This window comes from Streptacidiphilus sp. BW17 (genome assembly GCF_041262485.1).
GTDB lineage: Bacteria > Actinomycetota > Actinomycetes > Streptomycetales > Streptomycetaceae > Streptacidiphilus.
This window is the reverse complement of sequence record NZ_JBGCCR010000021.1, coordinates 20,395-44,925: the sequence shown is the minus strand read 5'-3', so window position 1 is coordinate 44,925 and position 24,531 is coordinate 20,395. Positions and strand designations below refer to the sequence as shown.

26 protein-coding genes and 1 riboswitch are annotated in these 24,531 nt (G+C 71.1%); of the genes, 14 read left to right on the top strand and 12 right to left on the bottom strand.

The features are described from left to right. Positions 1 to 99 precede the first annotated feature (99 nt). Together ABH940_RS23965 and ABH940_RS23960 are read right to left on the bottom strand one after the other, a co-directional pair. Positions 100 to 864, bottom strand: a complete 765-nt coding sequence (locus ABH940_RS23965; protein WP_370070542.1) for a glucose 1-dehydrogenase — start codon at positions 862 to 864, stop codon at positions 100 to 102. A gap of 95 nt (positions 865 to 959) precedes the next feature. Continuing rightward, positions 960 to 1,604, bottom strand: coding sequence for a TetR family transcriptional regulator (locus ABH940_RS23960; RefSeq protein ID WP_370070544.1), 645 nt, complete (start codon positions 1,602 to 1,604; stop codon positions 960 to 962). A gap of 103 nt (positions 1,605 to 1,707) precedes the next feature. Here ABH940_RS23960 and ABH940_RS23955 point away from each other — a divergent pair, with 103 nt between their 5' ends. From ABH940_RS23955 to ABH940_RS23940, 4 genes are all read left to right on the top strand, one after another. After that, a complete protein-coding gene (locus ABH940_RS23955; protein WP_370106139.1) occupies positions 1,708 to 2,250 on the top strand; it encodes a pyridoxamine 5'-phosphate oxidase family protein in 543 nt (180 codons plus the stop codon). A 185-nt stretch (positions 2,251 to 2,435) separates the two neighbouring features. Next, on the top strand, positions 2,436 to 2,888 hold the full coding sequence (locus ABH940_RS23950) for a hypothetical protein (RefSeq protein ID WP_370070550.1): 453 nt from the start codon (positions 2,436 to 2,438) through the stop codon (positions 2,886 to 2,888). A gap of 50 nt (positions 2,889 to 2,938) precedes the next feature. Continuing rightward, complete coding sequence (locus tag ABH940_RS23945) at positions 2,939 to 3,196, top strand: hypothetical protein (protein ID WP_370106138.1); 258 nt, start codon at positions 2,939 to 2,941, stop codon at positions 3,194 to 3,196. A gap of 128 nt (positions 3,197 to 3,324) precedes the next feature. Further along, entirely contained in the window at positions 3,325 to 5,469 is a 2,145-nt protein-coding gene (locus ABH940_RS23940) for a prolyl oligopeptidase family serine peptidase (RefSeq protein WP_370106137.1), read from the top strand. Between the two features lie 22 nt (positions 5,470 to 5,491). Here ABH940_RS23940 and ABH940_RS23935 read toward each other — a convergent pair whose 3' ends face one another. Then, a complete protein-coding gene (locus tag ABH940_RS23935; protein ID WP_370070556.1) occupies positions 5,492 to 5,830 on the bottom strand; it encodes a cupin in 339 nt (112 codons plus the stop codon). A gap of 550 nt (positions 5,831 to 6,380) precedes the next feature. On the opposite strand from ABH940_RS23935, the gene ABH940_RS23930 reads away from it, so the two are divergent. Beyond that, positions 6,381 to 7,016, top strand: a complete 636-nt coding sequence (locus ABH940_RS23930) for a DedA family protein (RefSeq protein ID WP_370070558.1) — start codon at positions 6,381 to 6,383, stop codon at positions 7,014 to 7,016. Positions 7,017 to 7,035: 19 nt separating this feature from the next. On the opposite strand, the gene crcB is transcribed toward ABH940_RS23930, so the two are convergent. Genes crcB through ABH940_RS23910 form a run of 4 tightly spaced genes read right to left on the bottom strand, consistent with a single transcriptional unit; the run spans position 7,036 to position 10,050 of the window. Then, the gene (gene crcB / locus ABH940_RS23925) at positions 7,036 to 7,404 is read right to left on the bottom strand and encodes a fluoride efflux transporter CrcB (protein WP_370070560.1); all 369 of its coding nucleotides are present in this window, start codon (positions 7,402 to 7,404) and stop codon (positions 7,036 to 7,038) included. Next, complete coding sequence (locus ABH940_RS23920; protein ID WP_370106136.1) at positions 7,404 to 7,826, bottom strand: DUF190 domain-containing protein; 423 nt, start codon at positions 7,824 to 7,826, stop codon at positions 7,404 to 7,406. The genes crcB and ABH940_RS23920 overlap by 1 nt, the downstream gene beginning before the upstream one ends. Then, on the bottom strand, positions 7,823 to 8,305 hold the full coding sequence (locus ABH940_RS23915) for a CrcB family protein (protein ID WP_370106135.1): 483 nt from the start codon (positions 8,303 to 8,305) through the stop codon (positions 7,823 to 7,825). Before ABH940_RS23915 ends, ABH940_RS23920 begins: the two co-directional genes overlap by 4 nt. Before the next feature lie 23 nt (positions 8,306 to 8,328). Further along, entirely contained in the window at positions 8,329 to 10,050 is a 1,722-nt protein-coding gene (locus tag ABH940_RS23910) for an LCP family protein (RefSeq protein ID WP_370106169.1), read from the bottom strand. A 272-nt stretch (positions 10,051 to 10,322) separates the two neighbouring features. Here ABH940_RS23910 and ABH940_RS23905 point away from each other — a divergent pair, with 272 nt between their 5' ends. Genes ABH940_RS23905 through ABH940_RS23895 form a run of 3 tightly spaced genes read left to right on the top strand, consistent with a single transcriptional unit; the run spans position 10,323 to position 12,837 of the window. Beyond that, entirely contained in the window at positions 10,323 to 11,516 is a 1,194-nt protein-coding gene (locus tag ABH940_RS23905; protein ID WP_370070566.1) for an ABC transporter ATP-binding protein, read from the top strand. Continuing rightward, positions 11,513 to 12,172 carry an ABC transporter permease gene (locus ABH940_RS23900; RefSeq protein ID WP_370070568.1) on the top strand — a complete coding sequence of 220 codons (660 nt, stop codon included), beginning with the start codon at positions 11,513 to 11,515 and terminating at the stop codon, positions 12,170 to 12,172. Before ABH940_RS23905 ends, ABH940_RS23900 begins: the two co-directional genes overlap by 4 nt. Continuing rightward, positions 12,169 to 12,837, top strand: a complete 669-nt coding sequence (locus tag ABH940_RS23895; RefSeq protein ID WP_370070570.1) for an ABC transporter permease — start codon at positions 12,169 to 12,171, stop codon at positions 12,835 to 12,837. The genes ABH940_RS23900 and ABH940_RS23895 overlap by 4 nt, the downstream gene beginning before the upstream one ends. A 139-nt stretch (positions 12,838 to 12,976) precedes the next feature. On the opposite strand, the gene ABH940_RS23890 is transcribed toward ABH940_RS23895, so the two are convergent. From ABH940_RS23890 to ABH940_RS23875, 4 genes are read right to left on the bottom strand one after another with little or no spacing between them, the layout of a single operon-like run. Further along, positions 12,977 to 13,609: an ATP/GTP-binding protein gene (locus ABH940_RS23890; RefSeq protein WP_370070572.1), complete on the bottom strand. Its 633-nt coding sequence runs from the start codon at positions 13,607 to 13,609 to the stop codon at positions 12,977 to 12,979. Next, positions 13,548 to 13,988, bottom strand: coding sequence for a DUF742 domain-containing protein (locus tag ABH940_RS23885; protein WP_370070617.1), 441 nt, complete (start codon positions 13,986 to 13,988; stop codon positions 13,548 to 13,550). The genes ABH940_RS23890 and ABH940_RS23885 overlap by 62 nt, the downstream gene beginning before the upstream one ends. Before the next feature lie 53 nt (positions 13,989 to 14,041). Beyond that, positions 14,042 to 14,482 (bottom strand): roadblock/LC7 domain-containing protein, encoded by a 441-nt coding sequence (locus ABH940_RS23880; RefSeq protein WP_196193584.1) that lies wholly within the window; start codon positions 14,480 to 14,482, stop codon positions 14,042 to 14,044. Then, positions 14,479 to 17,127: an ATP-binding protein gene (locus ABH940_RS23875; protein ID WP_370106134.1), complete on the bottom strand. Its 2,649-nt coding sequence runs from the start codon at positions 17,125 to 17,127 to the stop codon at positions 14,479 to 14,481. The genes ABH940_RS23880 and ABH940_RS23875 overlap by 4 nt, the downstream gene beginning before the upstream one ends. A 391-nt stretch (positions 17,128 to 17,518) precedes the next feature. Between ABH940_RS23875 and ABH940_RS23870 the strand changes: the two genes are divergently transcribed. Continuing rightward, on the top strand, positions 17,519 to 18,508 hold the full coding sequence (locus ABH940_RS23870; RefSeq protein WP_370070576.1) for an ABC transporter substrate-binding protein: 990 nt from the start codon (positions 17,519 to 17,521) through the stop codon (positions 18,506 to 18,508). A gap of 147 nt (positions 18,509 to 18,655) precedes the next feature. On the opposite strand, the gene ABH940_RS23865 is transcribed toward ABH940_RS23870, so the two are convergent. Beyond that, positions 18,656 to 19,216 (bottom strand): MarR family winged helix-turn-helix transcriptional regulator, encoded by a 561-nt coding sequence (locus tag ABH940_RS23865; protein WP_196193587.1) that lies wholly within the window; start codon positions 19,214 to 19,216, stop codon positions 18,656 to 18,658. Between the two features lie 188 nt (positions 19,217 to 19,404). On the opposite strand from ABH940_RS23865, the gene ABH940_RS23860 reads away from it, so the two are divergent. The 5 genes from ABH940_RS23860 to ABH940_RS23840 all read left to right on the top strand — a co-directional run bounded on the left by ABH940_RS23860 (position 19,405) and on the right by ABH940_RS23840 (position 24,502). Next, positions 19,405 to 20,700 carry an MFS transporter gene (locus ABH940_RS23860; protein WP_370070619.1) on the top strand — a complete coding sequence of 432 codons (1,296 nt, stop codon included), beginning with the start codon at positions 19,405 to 19,407 and terminating at the stop codon, positions 20,698 to 20,700. Between the two features lie 150 nt (positions 20,701 to 20,850). Next, positions 20,851 to 21,777, top strand: a complete 927-nt coding sequence (locus ABH940_RS23855) for an undecaprenyl-diphosphate phosphatase (RefSeq protein WP_370070579.1) — start codon at positions 20,851 to 20,853, stop codon at positions 21,775 to 21,777. A gap of 55 nt (positions 21,778 to 21,832) precedes the next feature. After that, positions 21,833 to 22,378: a thioredoxin family protein gene (locus tag ABH940_RS23850; RefSeq protein WP_370070581.1), complete on the top strand. Its 546-nt coding sequence runs from the start codon at positions 21,833 to 21,835 to the stop codon at positions 22,376 to 22,378. A gap of 99 nt (positions 22,379 to 22,477) precedes the next feature. Further along, entirely contained in the window at positions 22,478 to 23,581 is a 1,104-nt protein-coding gene (locus tag ABH940_RS23845; RefSeq protein ID WP_370070583.1) for a bile acid:sodium symporter family protein, read from the top strand. 31 nt (positions 23,582 to 23,612) lie between these two features. Continuing rightward, positions 23,613 to 23,740: riboswitch (cyclic di-AMP (ydaO/yuaA leader) on the top strand. A 12-nt stretch (positions 23,741 to 23,752) separates the two neighbouring features. Beyond that, positions 23,753 to 24,502, top strand: coding sequence for a M23 family metallopeptidase (locus ABH940_RS23840; protein WP_370070585.1), 750 nt, complete (start codon positions 23,753 to 23,755; stop codon positions 24,500 to 24,502). The last annotated feature ends 29 nt before the right edge of the window (positions 24,503 to 24,531 follow it).

Below are 24,531 nucleotides of genomic sequence, written 5' to 3'. Positions count from 1 at the left end.
CGCATCCCGGCCGTCTTGCGGTACCGCGCGCCGCGTGGGTGGTCACCTTCGACGCGCCCACCGCGATCGGCGTGCTCGCCTACCTCTGAGACGCCGGGACTACTGACCCATCACGTACTTGACCGTCGGCCCCGTGGTCCAGCCGCCGTCGACGGCCAGCTCCGCGCCGGTGACGTAGGACGCGGCGTCGGAGAGAAGGAAGCAACTGGCCGCGGCGATCTCGTCGGCCTCGCCGACGCGGCCCATCGGGGTGTTCGGGTAGTTGCCCTCGCCGCGCTGGATGCCGACGCCGGCCGTCATCGGGGTGTAGGTCATGCCCGGGTGGACCGAGTTGACGCGGATGCGGTCCGTGCCGAGCTCGACCGCGCCGATCTTGGTGAGGCCGCGGACGCCCCACTTGGACGCGCCGTACCCGGCGGTCAGCGCCAGGCCCATCAGCCCGGCCGCCGAGGAGATGTTGACGATCGAGCCGCCGCCCGCCTCGCGCAGGGCGGGTATCACCGTCTTCATGCCGATGAAGACGCCGGTCAGGTTGATGTCCAGGACGCGGCGGAAGTGCTCGACCGACTCGTCGGCGAGGAAGCTGCCGGTGGAGATGCCCGCGTTGTTGACCAGGCCGTGGACGCCGCCGAAGGTGTCCAGCGTGAAGGTCAGGACGTCGGCCCAGTCCTGCTCGGAGGTCACGTCGTGGTGGTGGTAGCGGGCGCGGTCGCCGAGCTCGGCGGCGGTGGCCGCGCCGTCCTCGTCGAGGACGTCCGTGATCACCACGTTGGCGCCCGCCGCGACCGCCTGACGCGCGGTCTCGGCGCCGAGGCCGCGGGCGCCGCCGGTGATGATGACGGTCTTGCCGTCGAGGTCGAACATGGTGCGCTCCTTCGGTGGGGGTGGCACGTCGGTGGGTGGCACGTCCGTGGGGTGGCACGCCGGTGGCGTGGCACGGGGGTGGCGTGGCACGGGTGTTACGAACCCGACGTACGGGACGGCGGATGCGGTGCGGTCAGCAGCGCCGCGGTCATGGAGACGAGGTCGGCCAGGAAGACCGGCTCGTCGGTCAAGGGGCTCTCGCCGTCGGCCAGTTGGCGGGCGCGTTCGGCGAGGGCGGCGCCGACCAGGGTGAGCGCCAGGTCGATGCGCTCCAGCCGGACGGGCTCCGGCAGCGCGTCGAGCGGGCGCTCCAGCTCGCAGATCAGCCGCCAGTAGCCGGTTCCCGCGAGACCGGGATGGGGCTCCCGGGTGCGGATGCCGCTGCGGTGGCTGATCTGGGTGGAGATCCGCAGGCAGTGACGTCCGCGCTCGGTGCGCAGCTCCGTGCCCTCGGCGGTGACCAGCGCGTCGAGCAGCTCGACGAGGGGGAGGCCGGTCGGGTCCGGCTGGTGCTGAGCGAGCACGGCCTCGACGCGTTCCTGCCGCTCGGCCATCAGCGCGAGCAGCAGGTACTCGCGCGAACCGAAGTGGTACTGCACGGCCGAGGGGTTGGCCTGACCGGCGAGCGCGACGATGTCGCGGAGCTGCGCTCCGTCCACGCCGCGCGTCGCGAAGAGCTGCTCGGCCGCGAGGATCAGGCGTTCGCGGGTGCTGGGGCCGTCGGATGGGGTACGTGCCATGCATCCACAGTAATGCTGGCCATTATTAGTGGCGAATGGGCAGGTCAGAGCCGCCGTGGACGGCCCCCGAGCGGTACCGGCGGGGGCTGCGCAGACTGGAGCCATGGCGGAGAACGCGGAGAACAGTGCCGCGCCGCAGCGTGTGCGCATCCCGATGACCTGGCCGGAGGTGCGGACCCGGCTGGCGACGGCCCGCAGCTACTGGATCTGCACCGCCTCGCCGGACTCCGGCCCGCACGCGATGCCCGTCTGGGGCGTCTGGGTCGGCGGACGCCTCTGGTTCAGCACCGGCGCACGGACGCGCAAGGCGCGCAATCTTGCGGCAGATTCCCGCCTCAGCGTCCATCTGGAGAGCGCTGCCGAACTGGTCTCGCTCCAGGGCGTCGCCGAGCCCGTGCCGGTTGCCGACCGGCCGCCGAAGGTGGACGCGGCCTACTCCGCGAAGTACGCAATGCCCAGGACCGGAGCCCCGGGCAGGATCGTGATCGGCGACTCGCCGGTCTTCGCGGTCACGCCGCGCCTCGGGTACTCGTGGTTCGAGGGCTCGTTCGCCGAGTCGATGACCCGCTGGCGTTTCCCCGAAGCAGCCCACGTGACAGACGAGTTGGGCGAGCCGACCGGCGAGGCCGCGTCGTATCCGGTGTAACTCCCTCTCCGGTGGAGCTGCCTCTCTGATCTACCTGACTCTCCCGATGTACCTGCCCTGGGCGGCCACTGGCGTACTTCAGTGCGGACCACAGAGATTCCACAAAGTGCCTTCCTATGCTCCGCGAGCGGTTGGGCGACAGTTCCGGTCGTCCAGCAGCCCACGGAGTTCGAAGGAGTCGTCTCATGATCCGTTTCAAGAAGAGCGCACGCGTTGCCGTGGCCGGAGTGGCCCTCACCGGAGCCCTGCTCGCGGGTGGGCCCGCCTTCGCCGCGAGCGGGAGCGCGACCGCCAGCTCCACCGGCAGCTCGACCACCGCGGCCACCGCTCCCGCCGCGCACGGCCCGAAGGGCGACGGCGCCCACGCGCTCTGCGTCCGCGTGCCCAAGCTGGAGAAGCGCATCGAGCGCGAGCTGCACCGCCTGAACGCGGGCGTCAACGTCACGGGCTCGGTCGCGCGCCTGGAGCAGCGCGTCGACAACGCGAAGAAGGCCGGGCACACCGCCATCGCCACCTACCTCCAGGACCGGCTGAACTTCCGCAAGTCGCTCGTCGCCACGCTGCAGCAGCGTGAGAGCGACCTGCAGGGCGTGCAGAGCTGGTGCTCGGCGAACAACAACGGCAAGGGAGCCAGCTGAGCATGCGACCCCTGCGATCCGGGCGTGCTGACGCCCCGACACGCGCGTCCGTGCGCACGACGCTGACGCGTGCCGCAGTCGGCTCGGTGCTGGCGGCGGCGGTCCTGCTGGGCGCGACCGCCTGTGGTGGTGGCTCCGCCGGATCGGCCGGATCCGCGCCCGCGTCGGGCACGGCCGCGTCGGTCGGCGCGACGCCGAACGCGGACCAGACCGCGACGCTCCAGCAGGAGCAGGCGAAGGTCAACGCCGCCCAGTCGGCCGCCGACGCGGCGGACTCGGACGCGGCGAACGACCCCACCCAGCAGTAGCCGCACAGCACGGCCGGAGCACGGTCGGAGCGCGCAGCCGCAACCCTCTCGCGCAACGCACGCCGCAACGCAACTCCCCGCGCCAAAAGCCGTGGAGGGTCCGCAAGGGGTGTGTCAGTGTGCCTCACATGGCCACCGACACACCCTCCCTGCCGCGTCAGCTCGCCCGCACACGTCGCTTCTCGCTCGGCGTACCGGGTCAGTTCACGCTCACCTCCGACGGTTCGACGGTGCTGTTCCTGCGCAGCCGGGGCGGTACCGACCCCGTGGACTGCCTCTGGGCACGCGAGGTGACCACCGGCGCCGAGCGCCTGCTCGCCGACCCGGCCGCGCTCGCACCGGAGCAGGGCGGCAGGAGCGGCATCGGCGCCTACGCGACCGACACGAGCGGACGCCGAATCGCGTTCGCTCTCGCCGGGCGGCTGTGGACGGTGGAGCTCAACGAGAAGAACAGCGACGCCACCGCCCACCCGCTGACCCTCGATCCCGCCGCCACGCCGCCCGCAACGCTGCTCGCCACGCCGCCCGCAACGCCCCCCGCAACGCCCCCCGCAACGCCCCCCGCCACGCCGCCCGTCGAGCCGCGTCCGGACCCGACCGGGCGCCGGATCGCCTACCGCAGCGGGCCGACCCTGCGCGTCGTGGAGTGGGACGGCACCGGCGACCGCGCCGTCGCCGCGCCCGAACCGGCAGAACTGGGCGGTGAGTTCGGCGACGACGTCAGCTTCGGTGCGCCCGAGTACGTCGCCACCGCGTCCATGCACCGCAACCGTGGCTACTGGTGGTCCCCGGACGGGGAGCGGCTGCTGGTCGCCCGGGTCGACGTCTCCGGTGTGCAGGGCCGGTGGATCGCCGACCCGACCGACCCGACCGTCCGGCCCCGCGCCGTCCGCTACCCGGCGGCGGGCACACCCAACGCGGACGTAAGCCTCTTCCTGATCGACGCCGATGCAGCGAAGAGGCGTCAAGTAGCTTGGGACCGCGCCGCGTTCGAGTACCTCACCGAGGCCGGGTGGGACGAGCACGGTCCGTTCGTCTCCCTCCAGAGCCGGGACCAGCGCACCGTGCACGTCCTGGCGGTCGACCCGGCGGACGGCACCACGACCCGCCTCGCCGAGGAGCGCGACGACGCCTGGGTCCAGCTCGTCCCCGGCCTGCCCGCGCGGACGACGTCCGGTGCCCTGCTCACCCACCTCGACCGGGGCGACACCCGTCACCTGGCCGTCGACGGCGTCCCCGCGACCCCGGCCGGGATCAACCTCGGTGCGGTCCTGGCCGTGGACGGCGAGTCCGTCCTCTTCGCCGCCGTCCCCGTCGAGGACCCCTTCTCGACCCACCTGTTCCGCCTCGACGTCCCCACCGGCGCCACGGAGCAGCTGACCCACGAGTGTGGTGTCCACGAGGACGGCGTGCTGCGCGCCGGGACGCTCCTGCAGCCGGCCGACGTGCCGTCGTGCGCGGAGAAGCCGGTGGGGGAGCTGCGCCGCAGCCTGCTGCGGGTCGGCGAGCGGTCGCTCTGCACGGCGGTCTTCCTGCCGTCCTGGTACGAGCCGGGCAGCGGCGAGCGGCTGCCGGTGCTGCTGGACCCGTACGCGGGCCCGGCGATCCAGCGGGTGACCGAGGGCCGGTTCTGGGTCGACGACGTCTCGCAGTGGTTCGCCGAGCAGGGCTTCGTCGTGCTGGCGATCGACGGGCGCGGCGTGCCGGGTCGGGGCCCGCGCTGGGAGCGCGAGGTCCACCTCGACGTCTTCGGCCCGGCGCTCCAGGACCAGATTGACGCCCTCCACGCGGTCGCCGCCGAGCACCCGGAGTTCGGGCTGGACCTGGACCGCGTCGCCATCCGCGGCTGGTCCTTCGGCGGCTCGCTGGCCGAGGCTGCGGTGCTGCGGCGACCCGACGTCTTCCACGCCGCGGCGGCCGGGGCCGGCGTGACCGATCAGCACCTCTACGACACTCACTGGCGCGAGCGCTTCCTCGGCCACCCGGACGCCGAGCCCGCCGCGTACGAGGCCTGCGACCTGCTCCGGGACGCGCCAGCGCTGCGCCGTCCGCTGCTGCTGATGCACGGCCTCGTGGACGACAACGTGTACCCGGCCAACACCCTGCGCCTCTCGACCGCGCTGCTGGCGGCCGGTCGCCCGCACGAGTTCCTGCCGCTGACCGGCTCGGGCCACCGCGTCACGGACGAGGCCCTGGCGGAGGGCATGCTCATGCACCAGCTCGACTTCCTGCACCGCGCCCTGGGCCTCACCCCGCGCGGCGGGGAGGCGTGACGGACGGAGATCCGGACAGGCCCTAGAAGTCCGGCCCGGACACGCCGGTGACGGTGGTCAGCAGCACCACGGCGTCGCTGATCGCCAACAGCTCGTGCCGCTCCTGCGGCATCTCCGCGAGCTCGCCCGCGGCCAGCTCCAGCGTGCCCCCCGACTCCAGGCTGACCCGGACCTTCCCCTGCAGCACCTGGAGCGCCCCGGCGTGCGGGGCCTCGTGCTCGTCCAGCACCGAACCCTTGGTCAGCGCGATCAGCGAGGTCCGCAGCATGTTCATGTGCAGCAGCAGGCGTGAGGAGCGGCCGTGACTGGACGACCGCGCCTGCTGCAGCTGCGTCGCGGCAACGAGCGGAAGTTCGTGCATGTGATCAGTGTGGGCGCGCCCGATCGGTCCTGCCATCGGACCCTGGCACAGGGCATGGGTCTGCTGGGCACCGAGGCACCGGAACGGCTGTAGCGGCTGCGGCGGAGCCGCCGCGACGGCCGGTGATCCACAGGCTGTCGCGGTGGCGCCGGTTCCTGGGGAAAACGGGATTACGGGCGCGTCCGGAGGAGGGAGCACTGCCGGGCAAGCTTGTCCTCGTTCGCAGCCAAGATTGCATGATGGATCGTCAGTTCGCCTGAAAAAAACCAGAGTTGGGTGATTCTGGAGCCATGCGCGGGCAGTGGACGGTTGGGCCGGTGGATGGCGCGGGGACGGCTTGGGTCGACAACCACTTCCCGGCTCGGCCGAACGGGTCGAGTGGAGATATCCACAAAACGATTTCCAGCCCTGTGGATAACTCGAACGGCTGCTTTCCCGGGCCGCAGCTATACCCGACCGGGGTGTCTCCACCCTCGGGAGGAGACCCGGACGGACCAGATCAGCACCATGGGCTGATGAACCCTGCCGCCGTTCGGGCTACGGTTCAGAAGTGTTGACGAACCTGCTCGCAGCGGTGAACCCGATGAACGGGTCCTCACTGCTGTCCGCGTTCGGTGCGCTCGCCGTGCTGGTCGTGACCTTCGCTGAATCCGGCCTGCTCATCGTGGGCTTCTTCCTGCCGGGCGACACCTTGCTGTTTCCTGCGGGAGTCCTGTGCGCGACGGGGGCCGCGCACGGCGGGAGCGGTCTCTCGTTGTGGCAGGTGATGGTCTGCGCGGCGGTCGGCACCTGCGTGGGCGCGCAGGTCGGCTACTACATCGGCCGCCGCGGCGGACGCGCGATGCTGGCGCGGTCGCACTCCGTCCGCCTCAAGGAGGTCGTGACGCGGGGCGAGGAGCTTCTCGCCCGCTACGGGCAGCGCAAGGCGATCCTCATCGGCAGGTTCATCCCGATGGTCCGCACGGTCCTCGGCCCGGTGGCCGGGGTCCTCGAGGTCCCGGTGAAGACGTACACGCTGTGGCAGCTGGTCGCGGGGATCTTGTGGTCGCAGAGCCTGGTGCTGTTGGGGTACTGGCTCGGCGCGGCGATCCCGGGCGTGGACAACTACCTGCTCCCGCTGGTCGCCCTGGTGGTCGTCGTCTCGTTCCTCCCGGTGCTGCTCCAGCGCCGCAAGCGGACCCGTTAGGTCGGCCCTTGCGCGCCGACTAGAGCACCGAGATGAGGGCGAAGCCCGCCGCCGCTGAGGCGAGTCCCGCCGCCAGCGAGCCGCAGGCGTTCAGCGCGGCCTCCGCCCGCGAGCCTGCCGTAAGCAGCCGCCAGGTCTCGTAGCCGAAGGTGGAGAACGTCGTCAGGCCGCCGCAGATGCCCGTGCCGGCGAAGAGGGAGATGTCCGGGGACCAGCCGTGGTGGGCCACGCCGGAGGCGATCCCGCCGAGGACGAGGGAGCCCACGACGTTCACCGCGAACGTCCCCCACGGGAAGACGCTGTCGTGGCGGGATTGGACCGCGCGGTCGGTCAGGTAGCGCAGGGGCGCGCCCAGCATGCCGCCGACGAAGACGAGCAGGACCGCCATCAGCCTTCGCTCCCCGTCCCGTCGTCCGGGCCGACCGGGCCGGCCGCGTCGGTCGGGGCAGCCGGGACGGCCGCGTCGTCAACGACCTCGACGCGCTCCAGCGTGATCAGCCCGTTCCCCGCGCCCAGGACCTCCTGGACAGAGGGGACGAAGGCCCGCACCTTCCGCTCCTCGTCGACGATCAGGATCACGAGCGGCAGGTCGCCCGCCAGGTCCAGCAGGCGAGCCGTGTGGACGCGCCCGCCGTGGCCGAAGCCCTCGACGCCGCGGAAGACGCTGGCGCCGGCGAGGCCCGCGACGTGGGCGCGGTGCACGATCTCGGTGGCGGCCGGGCGGTGGCGCCACTGCGCGTCCTCGCGCAGATGGACCGTCAGGCGCAGATGCCCCGTGGTGTGTCCGGTGGCGCTCACTGGTTCTGTCATGGCTGCCGTCCGTCCGTCGGTGTCGGCACCGGCACTGGCTCCGACGCGGGATCCGCAGGTCCGCGACGGGGCAGCGCACGGCTGGACAACTGGGCCAGCGCCATGCCCGCCGCGACCGCAGCGAGTCCGGCGAAGAGGCTTGCGGCCAGGTACGCGAAGGCGGTCGGCACGTGGCCGCCCGCCAGCAGGCCACGGCTCTCGACCATGGCCGTCGAGAAGGTGGTGAAGCCGCCGCAGATGCCGACGCCGAGAAACGGCCGGCGAAAGCGGGACGGCGGCCAGACCTCCAGGACCAGGTACATCAGCGCGCCCAGCACCGCGCAGCCGATCACGTTGGTCAGGAACGTCGCCCACGGAAAGCCCCCCGCAGGGGTCGGCATCGCACGGCTCAGGCCGTACCGGGCGATGCTGCCGATCCCGCCGCCGAGCGCGATCGTGCCCAGCACGTCGAGTTCCCTGGGTCCCTTCCGCGCTGTCACGCCTGCATGTTAACCGTCTGCCGTCAGGGTGCCGAGTTCGGCACGGTCGGGCTGAGCGCGTACGCGCGGGTCGGGGTCATCGCGCCGTAGCCGGGGAGGCTGACCGTGGCGAAGGTGCTGACCTGGGCGCAGCCGTCGCGCTGGGCGGCGGTCTGCGCATGGGCGTTGTCGAGCGCCGACTTGGTGTCGGCGGGCGCGGGCGCTCCGCCGCTGCCCGCCGGGAAGGTCGTGCCGGAGGGCCAGTCCGCGCCGATCAGCAGCACGATCGAACCGACCGCGCTGTCCTGCTTGACCGCGCCCGCCGGTAGGCCGAGCGACTTCGCGACCGCCTGCGCCTGGGCGCTGCGACCGGCCGGGTAGCGCAGCGTCGTGGTCGTGGCGGGCGGGCCGGTCAGGGCCGTCGTCTGCTGGCTGTAGCCGTCGTCGAGCAGGGTCTGGGCAACCGCACTGGCCCGTCCGGTGACGCTGGTGCCGTTCTCGACCTTGACCGCGACCGCGCTCTTGTCCACGGCGGCCGCAGGGGTCGGCGTCGGAGACGCGCTCGGCTTCCCGCCGCCCTGCCCGCCGCCCTGTCCGCCGCCCTTCGTACCGACCGCGCTGAGCGACTCGTCGTTGGCGATGGCGTTGAACATGTCCTGCGCGCCGGGCGCGATGACGACCCGTGAGTTGTCCGTCGGGTCGGCCATCGTCTGCATGGTGGCGAAGGTGATGTTGCCGGTCGGGACCTTGTTCAGCTCGTCGCCCAGCCCGAGCAGGCTGGTGATGCTGCCGAGCCCGTTGTCGACGGTCAGCGCCTTGGTCGCGGCGTTGGCCAGGTTCCACATGGCGCCGACGTTGGTCAGCGTCCCGGCGTCCTTGAGCTTGTTGACCATCTGCGACAGGAACAGGTGCTGCGCGTAGGTGCGGCCCAGGTCGCTGCCGTCGCCGAAGCCGTGGCGGGTGCGGACGAACTCCAGCGCGGCCACGCCCTTGAGCGTGTGCGTTCCGGCGGAGAGCTTGAGGTGGGAGTAGGGGTCGTAGACGTTCTTGTCGACGCAGACCTGGACGCCGCCGATGGCGTCGGACATGTTCACCACGCCGCCGAAGTCGACCTTCATGAAGTGGTCCACATGGATGCCGGTCAGTTGCTGCACGGCGGCCACGCTGCAGCCGGGGCCCCAGTTCAGGGCGCTGTTGATCATGTCGGTGTGGGCGGGCTCACTCGGCTGGTTCGGGGCCGCCTTGCACTGCGGGACGGTCGTCTCCAGGTCGCGCGGGACGCTCATCACGGTCGCGTTGCTGCGGTCCGCGGAGACGTGCAGCACCATCTCCACGTCGGCGCGGGCGCCGGGGGAGTTGCAGTCGCCGCCCAGACTGCAGTCGGCGGAGCTGCTGCGCTCGTCCGAGCCGATCAGCAGGATGTTGATCGGGCTGCGCCCGAACGCGTCGACCTTCTCCGCGCCGCCGCTGCCGGTGCCGGAGAACAGGTCCGAGGAGCTGATGTTGCCGTTGAGCGTCTGGTAGGCCCACACCGCGCCCACGCCGCCGATCAGGGCCAGCGACAGCCCGACGGCCCCGGCGATCCGCAGGTTCCTGCTGCGCGGCCCGCGACGGACCAGGCGGCCCAGCGTGCCGGGGCCCTTGTCACGGCCCTTGCCGCCGTCCTTGCCCCCGCCCCTCCCACGACCGTGTCGCCTTCCCGAACGGCCACCGACCGCGACGGCCCCGTTCAGGGTGTCGGACTCGTCCTGGCCCTCGGTCCGCATCTCGGTCACGCTCAGTTCCTGTCGTTTTCTTGTCGTTTTCGGGTAGACGGCGACTCTGCCACAGCTACGGACCGCTCCGATGCGGCGAGGGTCACATCGGGGGTGCAGAAACGGTTGGATAAGGGCGTTTTGTCGCGGCACGCCCGGCAGCCGATCGTTGACGCCTTCCGAGGGCCACTGAAAGATGAGTGGTCGTTGTCCCGTCAACACCCGGGAGAGACCTGCGGGGCGGGGGAGTCGAGAGGTACAAAGCCCGAAGGGCGCACGCACTCGTGATAGAGATCGACGCCGTCAGCAAGCGCTACCCGGACGGGACCACCGCGGTCGACCGGTTGACCCTGGAGATCCCCGACGGATCGATCACGGTGCTGGTGGGGCCCTCCGGCTGTGGCAAGACGACCACGCTCCGCATGATCAACCGCATGATCGAGCCGACCGACGGCAGGATCCTGCTGGACGGTCAGGACATCCGCGAGCGGCCCGTCAACGCGCTGCGCCGGTCCATGGGTTACGTGATCCAGCACGCTGGCCTCTTTCCGCACCGCACCATCGTCGAGAACATCGGGACCGTTCCGCGCCTGCTCGGCTGGGACCGGCAGCGCAGCCGCAGCCGTGCGTTGGAGCTGATGGAACGGGTCGGGCTGGACCAGTCGCTGGCCAAGCGCTACCCGTACCAGCTCTCCGGCGGCCAGCAGCAACGCGTCGGCGTGGCCCGCGCGTTGGCGGCGGACCCGCCGGTGCTGCTGATGGACGAGCCGTTCTCGGCCGTCGACCCGATCGTCCGCAAGGGCCTCCAGGACGAACTGCTGCGGATCCAGGCGGACCTGGGCAAGACCATCGTCTTCGTCACCCACGACATCGACGAGGCCATCAAGTTGGGCGACATGGTCGCGGTGCTGCGCGAGGGCGGGCACCTGGCCCAGTACGCGCCGCCGAACGAGCTGCTCTCCGCGCCCGCGGACGAGTTCGTCGAGGACTTCCTCGGCGCCGACCGCGGCATCCGTCATCTCTCCTTCTTCGACACGTCCGGCCTGGAGCTCACCTCCGAACCGATCGTTGCCGAGGACGCCACGCCGGAGCAGGTCCGCGCCCGGACCGTGCCGCAGACCCCGTACCTGCTGGTCACCGACAGGGAGGGCCGCCCGCTCGGCTGGGCCCGTGCTGCCGACCTGGCCGCGGGCACGGACGCCGGTGCCGGTGCCGGTGCCGGTGCCGGTGCCGACGCCGACGCCGGTGCCCACGCCCGACTGCTGCCGTACGGCCACGCGTTCCGCCTCGGCCACGACTCGCTCCGCGCCGCGCTCGACTCCGCCGTGCTGTCGCCGACGGGGTGGGCCGTGGCCGTCGACGACGAGGGCCGGGCGGCCGGCGTGGCCGCGCAGGAGACCATCGCCGAGGCGATCCGCGCGGCGCACGCCGAGCGGGCCGTGTCCATGGTCACGGCGGACAAGGGTGGGCGGCGGTGAACTTCCTCCAACGGTTCTTCGAGGTCCCCAGTGACCTGCAGAACACCTGGTGGGGGCTGATCCTCTGGCAACTGCAGCTCACCCTGGTCCCGGTCCTGATCGGCCTCGCGCTGGCGCTGCCGCTGGGCATGCTCTGCGCCCGGTTCCGCTGGTTCTACCCTCCGGTGCTGGGCGTCACCACGATCTTCTACGCGATCCCCTCGCTGGCCTTCTTCGTCTTCCTCATCGACTACACCGGTGAGACCAGCCTCACCGTCGAGATCCCGCTCACCGTCTACACGTTGGTGGTGCTGGTCCCGGCCATCGTCGACGGCATGCGCTCGGTCTCCGAGGACACCCGCGCCGCCGCCACGGCCATGGGCTTCGGCACGCTGCGCCGCTACCTGCAGGTGGAACTGCCGATCGCGGTCCCGGCCATCATCGCCGGCCTCCGGGTCGCCACGGTCTCCAGCGTCAGCCTGGTCAGCGTCGGCATGCTGATCGGCAACGAGGGCGCGCTCGGCAACCTGCTCTCCGACGCCCTGAACTACCACCGCCCGCTGCTCGCCTGGGACGCGGTGCTGACCATCGCGGTCCTCGGCGTCGTGCTGGACGGCCTGTTGGTGCTGGCCCGACGGATCCTCACGCCCTGGGCGAGGAAGGCGGCCTCCGCGTGAACATCTTCGGCTTCGCCCAGCAGTTCTTCGACGACCCGTCCCGCTGGACCGGCCCGGACGGCATCCCGACGCGACTCGCCGAGCACGTCGAGTACTCGCTGCTGGCCCTGGCGATCGCGATGCTGATCGCCCTCCCGGTCGGCCTGGTCACCGGCCACACCGGCCGTGGCGGCAACGCGCTCGCCGCGCTGGCGACCGCGGCGCGGGCGCTGCCCAGCTTCGGCCTGCTGGTGCTGCTCACCCTCCTGATGGGCCTCGGCCTCATCCCGGTCATGGTCCCGCTGGTGGCCCTGGCGGTCCCGCCGATCCTGGTCACCACGTACGAGGCGATGCGGGGTGTCGACCCGTCACTCGTCGACGCGGCGAAGGGCATGGGGATGTCCCGGTCCCGCGTGCTGTGGCAGGTGGAACTTCCCGTGGCGCTGCCCCTGATCCTGAGCGGGATCCGCTCGGCGGCGATCCAGATCGTCTCGACGGCGACGATCGCGGCGTACGTCTCCTTCGGCGGCCTGGGCCGCTACATCGTCGACGGGCTCTCCCAGTTGCGCTACGAGAAGGTGGTCGGCGGCGCGATCCTGGTCGCGGGGCTGGCGCTGGTCACGCTGGGCCTGTTCTGGGCGCTGGGCAGGGTGCTGGTCTCCCCGGGCGTCCGCCGTTCCCGCTGACGATCACCCGAGGGGCGCGGGGAACTGTGCGATCAACGACCCTGTGCGGATGGCCCTGTTCGTTCGGCCTGCCGGCTGCGTGGGTGGCTTGTCGCGCAGTTCCCCGCGCCCCTGAAGAAGTTGCAACGTCCCTTGGAACTCAGCTCTCTGCCCGCTCCAGCGCCAGTTCCAGAACCACCAGCAACGCGTCCCGCACGCTGCCGCGTTCCCGCGCGTCGAAGAGGACCAGCGGGACCGAGTCCGGAATGTCCAGCGCCCAGCGGACCTCGTCGAGGTCGTGGTCGAGGTTGCCGTCGAAGACGTTGATCCCGACCGCGAACGGCAGGCCCTTGTTCTCGAAGTAGTCCACGGCGGCGAAGCAGTCGTCCAGTCGGCGCGTGTCCACGATGACCAGCCCGCCCAGCGCGCCCGCGACCAGGTCGTCCCACATGAAACCGAAGCGGTCCTGGCCGGGCGTGCCGAAGAGGTAGAGCTTCAGCGTCGGGTCGAGGGTGATGCAGCCGAAGTCCATCGCCACCGTGGTGGTGGTCTTGTGCGGAGTGTGCGTCAGGTCGTCGACGCCGGCGGCGACCTCGGTGATGGACGCCTCGGTCGTCAGCGGCTCGATCTCCGAGATGGAGGCCACGGTCGTGGTCTTGCCCACGCCGAAGCCGCCCGCGATCACCATTTTGACCGGCAGCGGAGGGCGGTGCGCGCCGGACGCGGAGGGGTTAGGCAGGACTGTTGTTGTCACGCTTGAAGCCTCGTGAGTCGGGGACGGCGCGCAGACCATCGATCACCCGGCGGAGGACGGAGAGATCGTTGGCGGTGCCGACCTGGGGTGCGTGGACGGTCAGGTGGTTCGCGGAGCGCAGGTCCCCTGCGACCACCCGGACCACGTTGAGGTGCAGGTGGAGTCGGGCCGCGAGCTCCGCGAGCGACAGCGGATCCTGGCAGGCGGCGATGATGTCGTGCTGTTCGAACGTCAGGGTGGGCAGGTCGGCCAGGCCTTCCGGCGTCGCGACGACCTGCGTCTCCAGCGGGAGGTAGGTGTCGTCGCTGACCCGCCCGGCAGTGACCAGGAACGGGCGCACGGACAGGCTGCGTCGCGGAGGCTCCGCCGTGGTCGCGGCGGAGCCGGGTCTCGGAGGGTCGTCGTCCGACTCCGGCATCACGTACGGGCGCAGTGGACGCGTCAGCGCGTCGCTGCCCGTGTCGCTCGCGTTCACGCGCCCACGCCGTTCTTGAGTTCCATGATCAGCTGCGGGCTGAGCGCGGCTCCGGACCGGTTGGCGAAGAGCGTCATCTCGTAGGCGATGTTGCCGAGTTTGGCCTCCTTGGAGGCCACCACGCCCAGCACACAGCCGCTGCCGATGGCGCAGACCAGCAGGTGGCCGCCCTCCAGGTCGATGATGACCTTGTTGAGGCCGCCCAGGCCGTAGTTGCCGGAGGCTCCGGCCGCCAGGCTGGTGATGCCGGAGACGATCGCGGCCAGCCGCTCCGAGTCGGCGTGGTCACGCAGTCGGGAGACGGCGATGAGCAGGCCGTCCGAGGAGACCGCGATCGCGTCCACGACCCCGGCGGTGTCGGTGGCGAAGCGGCGCAGCAGCCAGGTGAAGTCCGCCGCGGCACTCTGCAGGTCCTGCACGGTGGGCTCGGTGGTCACTGTCCCACTCCTTCCGTTTTCTTGGGATTGCTGGTGGAGCGCTGGCGCAGGGACGCCACGGCGGACGCCAGCGTGGTGGGCGTCGCGCTGTCGCGCTCGGCCCGACTGACGGCGTCTTCGAACTCCTCGAGCGAGGAGCGGACTTCGTCCGGATCGGGCGGACGGGTGGCGATCCGCTCGGCGCCGACGAGGTTCTCCCGCAGCGTCGCGCCGCGCACCCGGCGCTTCAGCCCGCCGGGCCGGGAGTCGGCGGACGCCGCGTCCGGAGGCGTCGCTGTCGCCGTCGGCCGGGTGTCGACGACGGGGCGCGACACCGCGTCCCCGGCCGGAGCGGCGGGGCGGCGCCGCGGCAGACCGGAGTCGGTGGCCACCCCGGCCCCCGCTTCCCGCTCGCCACGGCCCCGGTGCACCGGCTCGTCGGAGGCGGACCCGGACCGCGACCCTGAACCCGCACCGCGTGGGGTGAAGAAGTCGGCGCCGGTCTCGAACTCCGGCTCGCGCGGGCCGTTCGTAGCCCCCGGCGACCGCGTCGGCAGCGCCGCGCGCACGGGCGTGGCGGACACCGCACGAGCAGCAGGCGTGGCCGAAACAGCCGCCGGAAGCGCCGCCGGATCCGCCGCCGGAACCGCTGCCGGAACCGCTGCCGGAGCCGACGGCGACCAGCTGCGGCCCGAGCGCGGCAGCGACGGTGAGACCCAGTCCGCCGGGATGGCGACCCGGCTGGTGACGCCGCCGCCGGGGGTGCGGGTGAGGGTGACCTGGATGCCCCAGCGCCGTGCCAGTGCGCCGACCACGAAGAGGCCGAGCACCCGGGTGGGCGCCAGGTCCAGCCGTTCGCGGCGGACCAGCCGCGCGTTCTCCTCCGCCAGCCGCTCCGAGCTCATGCCCAGACCGTGGTCGACGATCTCCAGCACCGCCTGCCCGGCCTGCTCCCGGACGGTCACCTGGACCTCGCTGTGCGCGGGCGAGAACGAGACCGCGTTCTCCAGGAGTTCGGCCAGCATCAGCACCAGGTCGTTGACCACGTCGGGGGCGACGGTGGCGTCCACGTCAGCGGACAGCCGGACCCGCTCGAAGCCCTCGATCTGGCCGAGCGAGGCACGCACCACATGGGTCAGCTCGGCCGGACGGCCGTCCAGCTCGGTGTCGCGGATCCCGGCCAGCAGCATCAGCGAGTCCGCGTTGCGCTGGAGCCGGACGGCGATGTGGTCGATCCGGTAGAGCTGGTCCAGCAGTTCGGGATCGGTCTCGCCGCGCTCGACCGAGTCGATCAGGGCCAGCTGACGCCCAGTCAGGTTGGCCACGCGGCGGCCGATGTTGCCGAACATCTCGGCGATGTTGTGGCGGCTCATCGCCTGACGTTCCAGCAGGTCGCCTGCGGTGCGCTGGACCTGGTTGAACGCCTTGGCCAGCTCGCCGATCTCGTCCTCCGCCAGGATCGGCAGGTCCTCCAGGCGCGGCGGACCGTCGACGCCGACGGGAGTGTCCTCGTCGGCGACGCGCGCGAGCTCGGCCGCGGACAGCTCGGAGACGCGGCGCGCGGCCTGGGTCACCCGCCGCAGCGGCCGCAGGATCGACCGCCGGATCAACGCCAGCACGGCCACCCAGAGCAGGAGCAGCACCGCGGCCGCCCCGAGCAGGATCCCGGCCCGCCACCAGGACTGGACCGACGCGGCGTTGGACTGGTCGGCGATCCCGGTGATCAGCTCCTGCGCGATGGCCAGCCGGACCGTGGACTCGCTGTCGACCGCGGGCTGCAGGTCGAGCGCCGACTGGTGCGCAATCTGACGCCGCTTCACGTCGTCGGTCGGGATGATCAGCTCGGTGGTGCTGAGCGCCAGCCCCTGCAGCGCGTCGGTCAGCTGCACCTGGTACTGGTTGAAGCCGATCTCGGCGAGCCGTCCGGCATCGGCGGCGGGCGCGATCGCGGTGTAGCGCTGCAGCTCGAACTGGTAGAGCTGGAGCGAGCCCACGGCGTTGTCGAACTCCAGCATGGCGTTGGCGTCGCCGGTCTCCGCGGAGAGCACCGCCGTCTCGAAGGACGCGTGCGCGACCTCGGTACGCAGCAGCGCGTCCAGCTGCTGCTCCAGCCCGGATGCCTCCGCCGTCTGCTGCGGCGCGCTCAGCCCGAGGCCGTCGATCAGTGCCTCGCTCAGCGGCCCGTAGGCGGAGTCGATGTCGCTCGGCGGCAGCTTTCCGTCGGCGATGGCGGTGCGCGGCGTCGACAGGACAGACATGTTGTCCAGCGCGTCCGACTCGGCGTCGGGGATGAAGTGGCCGAAGGACTGACGGACCTTCCCGACCTGGGCGTCGGTGGCGCGCTGGGCGGCCAGATAGGCGGATTCGTCGGGCCGGACGCGGCTCTTGGCGTAGGGCTGGTCGAAGTAGCTCTCGAAGTAGAGCAGCGCCTGTCCCTGCTCCCGCTGCAGGTCGTTGACCAGTTCCGCGACCTGAAGTCCGGCCCGCAGTTGGTGCGCCTGCCGCCACGCGCCCGTGGCCTGGGCCACCTCGCCGTATGCGTAGACGGAGATCAGCAGGCAGATCAGCGCGAGCGGAACCGCGATCAGCACGTTCAGCTTCCGTCGGAGCGGCAGCCGGGTCAGGCGCCGTCCGAGCCGGTCGGCCAAGGTGTCCAGGGAAGACAACAGGAACTCCTAGTTCCCTGCGAGACAACTTAGTTGATGGTGCGACGACCGGGATCGAACCTGAGTCCGCCCCCCGAACCCGCGACCGCGCGGCGAGACTACCGGGTTCCCCCGAGGTTTGTCAGAGGCCGTTGTGAACATCTCACGACAAATCCCGTCGTGACCTTCCGATTTTGTCCTGGGATGGATCAGGATCGGTCGGTCGTCGGCGCACATTGTGACCCGCGGGACGTTGACTCGACTCGTCAGCGGTGGATTTGATCAATCGTGAGAATGTCGGGATCCAGAGGATCCCGGGATCCCGAGGAAGAGGAAGACGAGAGAACAGCCCGACCGACAGCGAATACGTCACGCGCGTCAGCGAACGCGTCTCAGATGCTGGATTGGAACCGTGAACTCAACCGCCTTCTCCACCGACTCCTCCGCCCACGTCAGCCAGGCGGGTCGGGGCCGCGCCCGGACGGCCGCCGCGCTGGTCGCCGTGGCCGCCGCCGTCGCCCTCTCCGCGTGCGGCTCGTCGAGCAGCAGCTCCGGCAGCAGCAACCCGCTGGCTCCGTCGTCCGCCGCGTCGGGCGGCACGATCGTGATCGGCAGCAACAACTTCGCGGAGAGCACGATCCTCGCAGACCTGTACGGCGCGGCGCTCGCGGCCAAGGGCTTCAAGGTCTCGTACCACCCGAACATCGGCAGCCGGGAGATCTCCTACGGCCTGGTCAAGAGCGGCCAGATCACGCTGATGCCGGAGTACAACGGCGCTCTCCTCTCGTACCTGGACAGCACCGCCGCGCCGAAGACCGAGGCCGACACGGACACTCAGGCGTCCGCGAAGCTCGCCTCCAACCTGCAGCTGCTGACCGCGTCGCCGGCCGAGGACAAGGACTCGCTCACGGTCAACGGGGCGACGGCCAAGCAGTACAACCTCACGGCGACCTCGACCATCAGCTCGCTGAAGTCGATCGCCGGCGGCCTCGCGATCGGCGGTTCGCCGGAGTTCCAGACCCGGCAGCAGGGCCTGGTCGGCCTGCAGTCGGTCTACGGCCTGAAGTTCAAGAGCTTCAAGGCCCTGGACGCGGGCAGCTCGCTCACCGAGGCGGCGTTGAAGAACAACGACGTCCAGGTCGCGGACATCTTCACCACGGACTCGTCGATCCAGAAGAACGGCTGGACCACCCTGGTCGACGACCAGCACCTGTTCGGCTTCCAGAACGTGATCCCGCTCGCCGCGAAGTCCCTCCCGGCGGGCGCGGCCGCCGCGGTCGACGCGGTCCAGGCCAAGCTGACGACCGCGTCCCTGATGACCCTCGACGCGGCGGTCAACGGCGGCGGCCAGGACCCGCTCGCCGCTGCGCAGGCGTGGCTGAAGTCCAACGGCCTCGGCTGAGCCGACAGGGGCGCGGGGCGCGGGGAACTGCGCGACAAGCCACCCTGCGTGGTGAGTCGCTGAACGGGCAGGGCCATCCGCATCGGGTGGTTGCTCGCGCAGTTCCGCGCGCCCCTGATGGTGCAACTACCTGCGGCAGCGCAGAGTTCAGCTCTCTTCCAGATCCTCGACCCGCCCGACGCCGTCGGGCTGGTCCTCCTCCACGCGGCGGAGCATCCGCCCCAGCGCGCCGGCCAGCTCCGCGCGTTCCTCCGGTGCGGCATCCTGCAGCAGGCTCTCCTCGAAGACCGCTGCCATCCGCATCGAGTCCAGCCACTTCTCGCGGCCGAGCTCGGTCAGCTCGATGTTCACGCGCACGCGATTGCTCTCGTCCCGGCTGCGGGTGACCAGTCCGGCCGCCGCCATCCGGTCGACCCGGTGGGTCATCGCCGCCGGGGTCAGCCCGATCCGCTTGGCCAGCTCGCCCGGCCCCAGCCGGTACGGCGCGCCCGCGACGATGAGGGCCTTCAGCACCTCCCAATCGGCGGAGGAGATCCCCAGGTCGTTGAGGTGTCGGCCGTAGGCGACGGACATCCGCCTGGTCAGCCGGTTGAGCGTCGAGACGATGGTCTCGACCTGCGGGTCCACGTTCGGGAACTCGCGCTGGTAGACGGCCACCTGCTCACTGATCGCGAGCTCTTCGGGTGGCTCCTGGGACGACTCGGTCATACCCGTCAGTATCTCATGCTCAAGCCTACCGGGATTAAAAGTTTCGCTCAGAAGACTTTAGTAGTGTACTCTTTCGATCGAAACGTAAGAGGGACGACGGACCACGGCGGCAGACGACCGTGGTGACCGCGGGAAGCGGGAAGGCGGTGCGCGTGATGGCGAAGGCGATGGCTGGGGAGACGACGACGATGCAGGGGGCACTGCGCCGCGTCCAGGTGGGGAACGCGCTCAGCGCGTTCGGCAGCGGGTTCACGCTGCCGTACATGTTCGTGTACGTGGAGCAGGTGCGCGGTCTCGGTTCGATGACCGCGTGGCTGGTCTTCACGCTGTTCGCCGCGGCCGCGCTGGCCGTGCTGCCGGTGGGCGGGCGCGGCATCGACCGGTACGGGCCGCGTCCCGTGCTGGTCGCAGGCGCGGTGCTGACCGCCCTCGGCGCGCTGTCCTTCGGGCTGGCGACGACGCAGTGGACGATCCTGGTCGCCGCGTTCCTCTTCGGGGCCGGCGTCACCACCTGCCAGCCCGCGCTGGCGACCATGGTGGTCCGCTGCTCGACCCGGGCGACCCGCGCGCACGCTTTCGCGCTGCAGTTCACCCTGGTGAACCTGGGCATGGGCATCGGGGCGATGATCGGCGGCCAGATCGTCGACGTGTCGCGTCCTGCCAGCCTGACGCTGCTGTTCGGCATCGAGGCGCTGATGTTCCTGGTGCTGGCCGCGGTGACCGGCACGGTCAAGCTGCCCGCTCCGGTTGTGGAGGCCGCTTCGGCGGTCGCGGACGCCGCGAAGGGCGTGAAGGGGAAGTCCGACTTCCGCACGCTGCTGGGCGACCGGGCGATGGTGAAGCTCTGCGTCCTCGCCGGGCTGATCTTCTTCGCCTGCTACGGCCAGTTCGAGAGCGGCGTCGCCGCCTACGCGACGGGCACGGTCGGGATCTCCCCGTCCGCGCTGGGCTTCGGCCTCGGGGCGAACACCTTCGCCATCGTGGTGCTGCAGATGTTCGTGGTCCGGATGACCTCGCGTCGCCGTCGGACGACCGCGATCGCGGCGACCGGCCTGGTCTGGCTCGCGGCGTGGGTCTTCGCGGGCATCGCGGGCCTCTTCCACGGCGGGTCCGGCCTGGCGGTCGGCTCGATGATGATGACCTACGTCCTCTTCGGCGCGGGTGAGGCCCTGCTGGCCCCGACGCTCGGCCCGATCGTGGCCGACCTTGCTCCGGCGCGACTGCTCGGCACCTACAACGCCGCGTTCTCGCTGGTGAAGCAGGTCGCCATCGCGATCGGCCCGGCCGTCGGCGTGCTGCTGGTCGGCGCCGGACTGTCGACGGTCTACCTGGCCACGCTGGCGCTCTGCTGCCTCGGCGTCACGGTCGCGGCGGTGCGTCTGCGCCGGGTCCTGCCGAAGGCCGCGGACAACGCGGCCCCGGTCGCGTCGACGGTGGTCACCGGCTCGGTGCCGCGCGTCGAGGAGCTCAGCACCGCGGCGTGACGCCGCCTGAAGCTCAGGAGAACCTTGGGGCGGATTGACGGTGAACTTCGACCATCGCGTCGATGAACAGCCGTCATATCCGCCCTTTCCGTCTACATCTCTGTAGTACTTTCGGGCTGCCCCTATCCCTCCCAGCAGCCCAGGGTCGTCATGTCGTCCGTGTTCACCTATCCCGAAGCGATCGGCGTCGGCCTGCTCCAGGGCGTCTCCGAGCTGTTCCCGGTCTCCAGCCTCGGACACAGCCTTCTGGTGCCCGCGCTGCTGGGACCGCCCTACTCGAACGACCTCAACGTCTCGGCGCCCGGGTCCACCTACCTCAACGTTCTGGTGGCGCTGCACGTCGCGACCGCGCTGGCGCTGGTCGTCTTCTTCTGGCGGGACTGGGCACGGATCCTGCAGGGGCTGTTCAGCTCCGTCAAGGAGCGCCGGATCGAGACGGTCAACCAGAAACTGGCCTGGCTGCTGATCGTGGCGACCATCCCGGTCGGCGTCGCGGGCATCGCCCTGGACAAGGTCTTCCGCGAGATCCTCGGCAAACCGACCGTGGCCGCCCTCTTCCTCATGCTGAACGGGTTGGTCCTCTTCGGCGCCGAGCGCCTCAAGCGCGGCGGCACGGGCCGACGCCGCGCCAACGACGCGGCGCTGATGCCCGGCGACGAGCACCTGCACCCGGACATCCTCTCCGACCGACGCATCGTCAAGCTCGGCTGGTCCAGCGCGATCATCGTGGGCGCGGCGCAGATCCTCGCCCTGCTCCCCGGCATCTCCCGCTCCGGCGTCACCATGAGCGCAGGCATCTTCAAGGGCCTCCGCCACGAGGACTCGGCCCGGTTCGCCTTCCTCCTCGCCACGCCGGTGATCGGCGGTGCGGCGCTGCTGAAGGTGCCGTCACTGCTGGGCTCCGCGGGCAACGGCATCCACGGCCAGCTCCTTGTCGGCGGGGTCTGCGCGTTCGTCGCGAGCTACGTCGCGGTGCGGTTCCTGACCAAGTACTTCGAGACGAAGACGCTGACCCCGTTCGCGATCTACTGCTTCGTCGCGGGCGCGGGAAGTCTCGCCTACCTGTCCATGAACTAGGCGAACGGCGCGTCGAAGCCGGGCCGTTCCGCGTCGCGGTGTTGCACTGGGTGACGTGCGTTCACTCCGTGCGTTGCTCCTCGGCCTCCTGCCGCTCGCGCTGCTCGCCGCCTGTGTGCAGGTCTCCGGTCGGGCGCCAGGCCCGCACTACGCGACGCCGTTCGTCGCCCTGCCGAGCGTCTCGCCCGCGCCCGTGCCGACGGGGTACAACCCCGCCGCCGACGCCACGGCCGAGCTCGCCGCCGCGCAGGCGGCCTCCCGGAGGGACGGGCGGCCCGTCATCGTCGAGTTCGGCGCCGGCTGGTGCGCCGACTGTCAGGTGCTGGCGCAGCGTTCGCTCAGTGCCGGGGCGTGGCTGGTCCTGTCGCGCGACTACCACCTCGTCACCGTCGACGTCGGGCACTTCGACCACAACACCGCCCTCGTGGCCCGCTGGATCGACCTCAGGAAGAGCGGTATCCCGGCCCTGGTGGTGCTCAACCCGAACGGCAGCGTCCGCGCCACGACCCAGGACGGATCGTTCGCCAACGCACGCACCCTCTCCTCCGACGACGTCGCGAATCGACTTGTCGACTGGCTCTATCCCGCTTCCCGATCATGACGGAATCCACTCGATGTCATGAATCGCCCCAGCTCAGCGGGACAGTGCGGATGCGAACCTGATCTGATGCCGCCACAAGCACGAAAGGCGGTGCCCCTCATGCGTCCGCTCTCCACCCTCCTCGCCGCCGTACAGCGACGCCTGCTCTGGATCATGCTGCTCGCCTACGTCCTCGCGGCAGTGTGGCCGGGGCCGGGGATCGCGCTGCGCGGGGTGGGCCTGGCGCATGTCGGCGGGGCCGATTTCCCGCTCCAGGCCGGGCTGCTGGCGCTGATGGTCTTCAACGCCGGCCTCACCGCCCGTGCCGAGACGCTGCCCTCGCTGCTGCGGCGTCCCCGCGCGCTGCTGGTCGGGATCGCCTCCAACGCCCTGCTGCCGACGCTGCTGCTCGGCGTCGGCGCGCTCGCGGCCGACGGCTGGCACAACCCGCGCGAGGCGCAGAGCCTGCTGGTCGGGCTGGCCCTGGTCGGGGCAATGCCGGTCGCCGCCGGGGCCACTGTCTTCGCCCAGGGCAGCGAGGGCAACGCGACGCTCACGCTCGGCCTGGTCGTGGGCAGCACGATGCTGAGCCCGCTCACCATCCCGCTCGGTCTGCACCTCGGCGGATTCCTGGCCTCCGGTCCGTACGCGGCCGACCTGCATCGTGTGGCCGAGCACGCGTGCAGCGCGTTCGCCGTCCTGGCGGTCGTGCTGCCGTGCGCGGCAGGGTTGCTGACGGGTCGCCTGCTGCCGTCCGGCGCGGCGCGGGAGCGCTGGCTGCCGGCGGTGAAGGCGGTCAACCTGCTGGTCGTGGTGACCCTCAGCTACACCAACGCCTGCGGCGCGCTGCGTCAGGTGATCGAGCGTCCTGATCCGGACTTCCTGGTGCTGGTGGTCGTCGCGGCGGCGGCGATGTGCGCGGGCTCGTTCCTGATCGGGTGGGTGCTGGCGGTCCGGCTCGGGGTTCCGCGGGCGGACGCCATCGCGTTGACGTACGCGTCGGGCATGAACAACAGCAGTGCGAGCGCGGTCGTCGCGGCCACCAGGATGCCCGGCAACCCGGCGGTGCTGTTGCCGATCCTGGCATACAGCCTGCTCCAGAAGGTGCTGGCGGGCTCCGTCGGCGCACTTGTCCGAAATGACCGACTTGATGACGAAGGTTCAGCTGGAGGCGCTGCCGTCCCAACTGCACCCCGGGAAGTACTTGGTTTCAGACGGCTTTAGTATTAACTTTCAATAACAGTACGCGCGGCCGTCGCGCGGATCGCCTAATCCTCACGGAGCCGGGGACCCACGTACCCCGGGGTGAATCGGCCTCACAGCCGTAGGAGACCGCCCTCTCCGAACCCGTCAGCTAACCCGGTCGGCGAAGGGACGGAAAGGAGCACGCCAGTCATGGCGTCATACCCGGTCGAGACCGTCGCCGAGCCTACGGCCACGGTGCCGCGCCAGCGCGGTGCCGCACTGGGCCTCGCGGCCATGGCGGTCGGTGCCAGCAGCGTCATCGGGCTGGCCGGTCCCGCCCTCGCGGCGGACCACTCCGAGCACGGCGGCCCCACCGGCACGATGCGGCTCCAGGACGACGAGCAGGTTCCGGCCAGCCACGGCTCGGACGCCGGTGTGGCCCTTGCGGACCGCATCCTCGCCCAGGCCGTCCCGCAGCGCGCCGCCGAGAACACCGCCCGCAGGGAGGCCGCGAGCGCGGCCACCGCGAAGGCGCAGGCGGTCGAACGCGCCCGCCTGGCGGAGTCGTTGGTGGCCCCCCTCACCGCGGTCCACAGCGACACAGGCCGTGGCGCGGTGGGCTCCTACTGGGCCCACCTGCACGCCGGCCTCGACCTCGCGGCCCCGGCGGGCACGGCGGTCCGCGCGATGGGCACCGGCACGATCACCGAGGCAGGCTGGGCGGGCAGCTACGGCTACCGCGTCGTCCAGACCCTGCCGGACGGCACGGAGATCTGGTACTGTCACCTCTCCGCGATCACGGTCGCGGGCGGCGGTTCGGTTGCAGCGGGCCAGCCGCTGGGTCGCGTGGGCGCGACGGCCAGCTCCACCGGCCCCCACCTCCACCTCGAGATCCGCCCGGACGGCGCCGAGCCGGTCGACCCCACGGCGTGGCTCGCTTCGCGAGGCGTGAACCTCTAGAAGCTTTCTGCAGCTGAGGTAGTTGCACC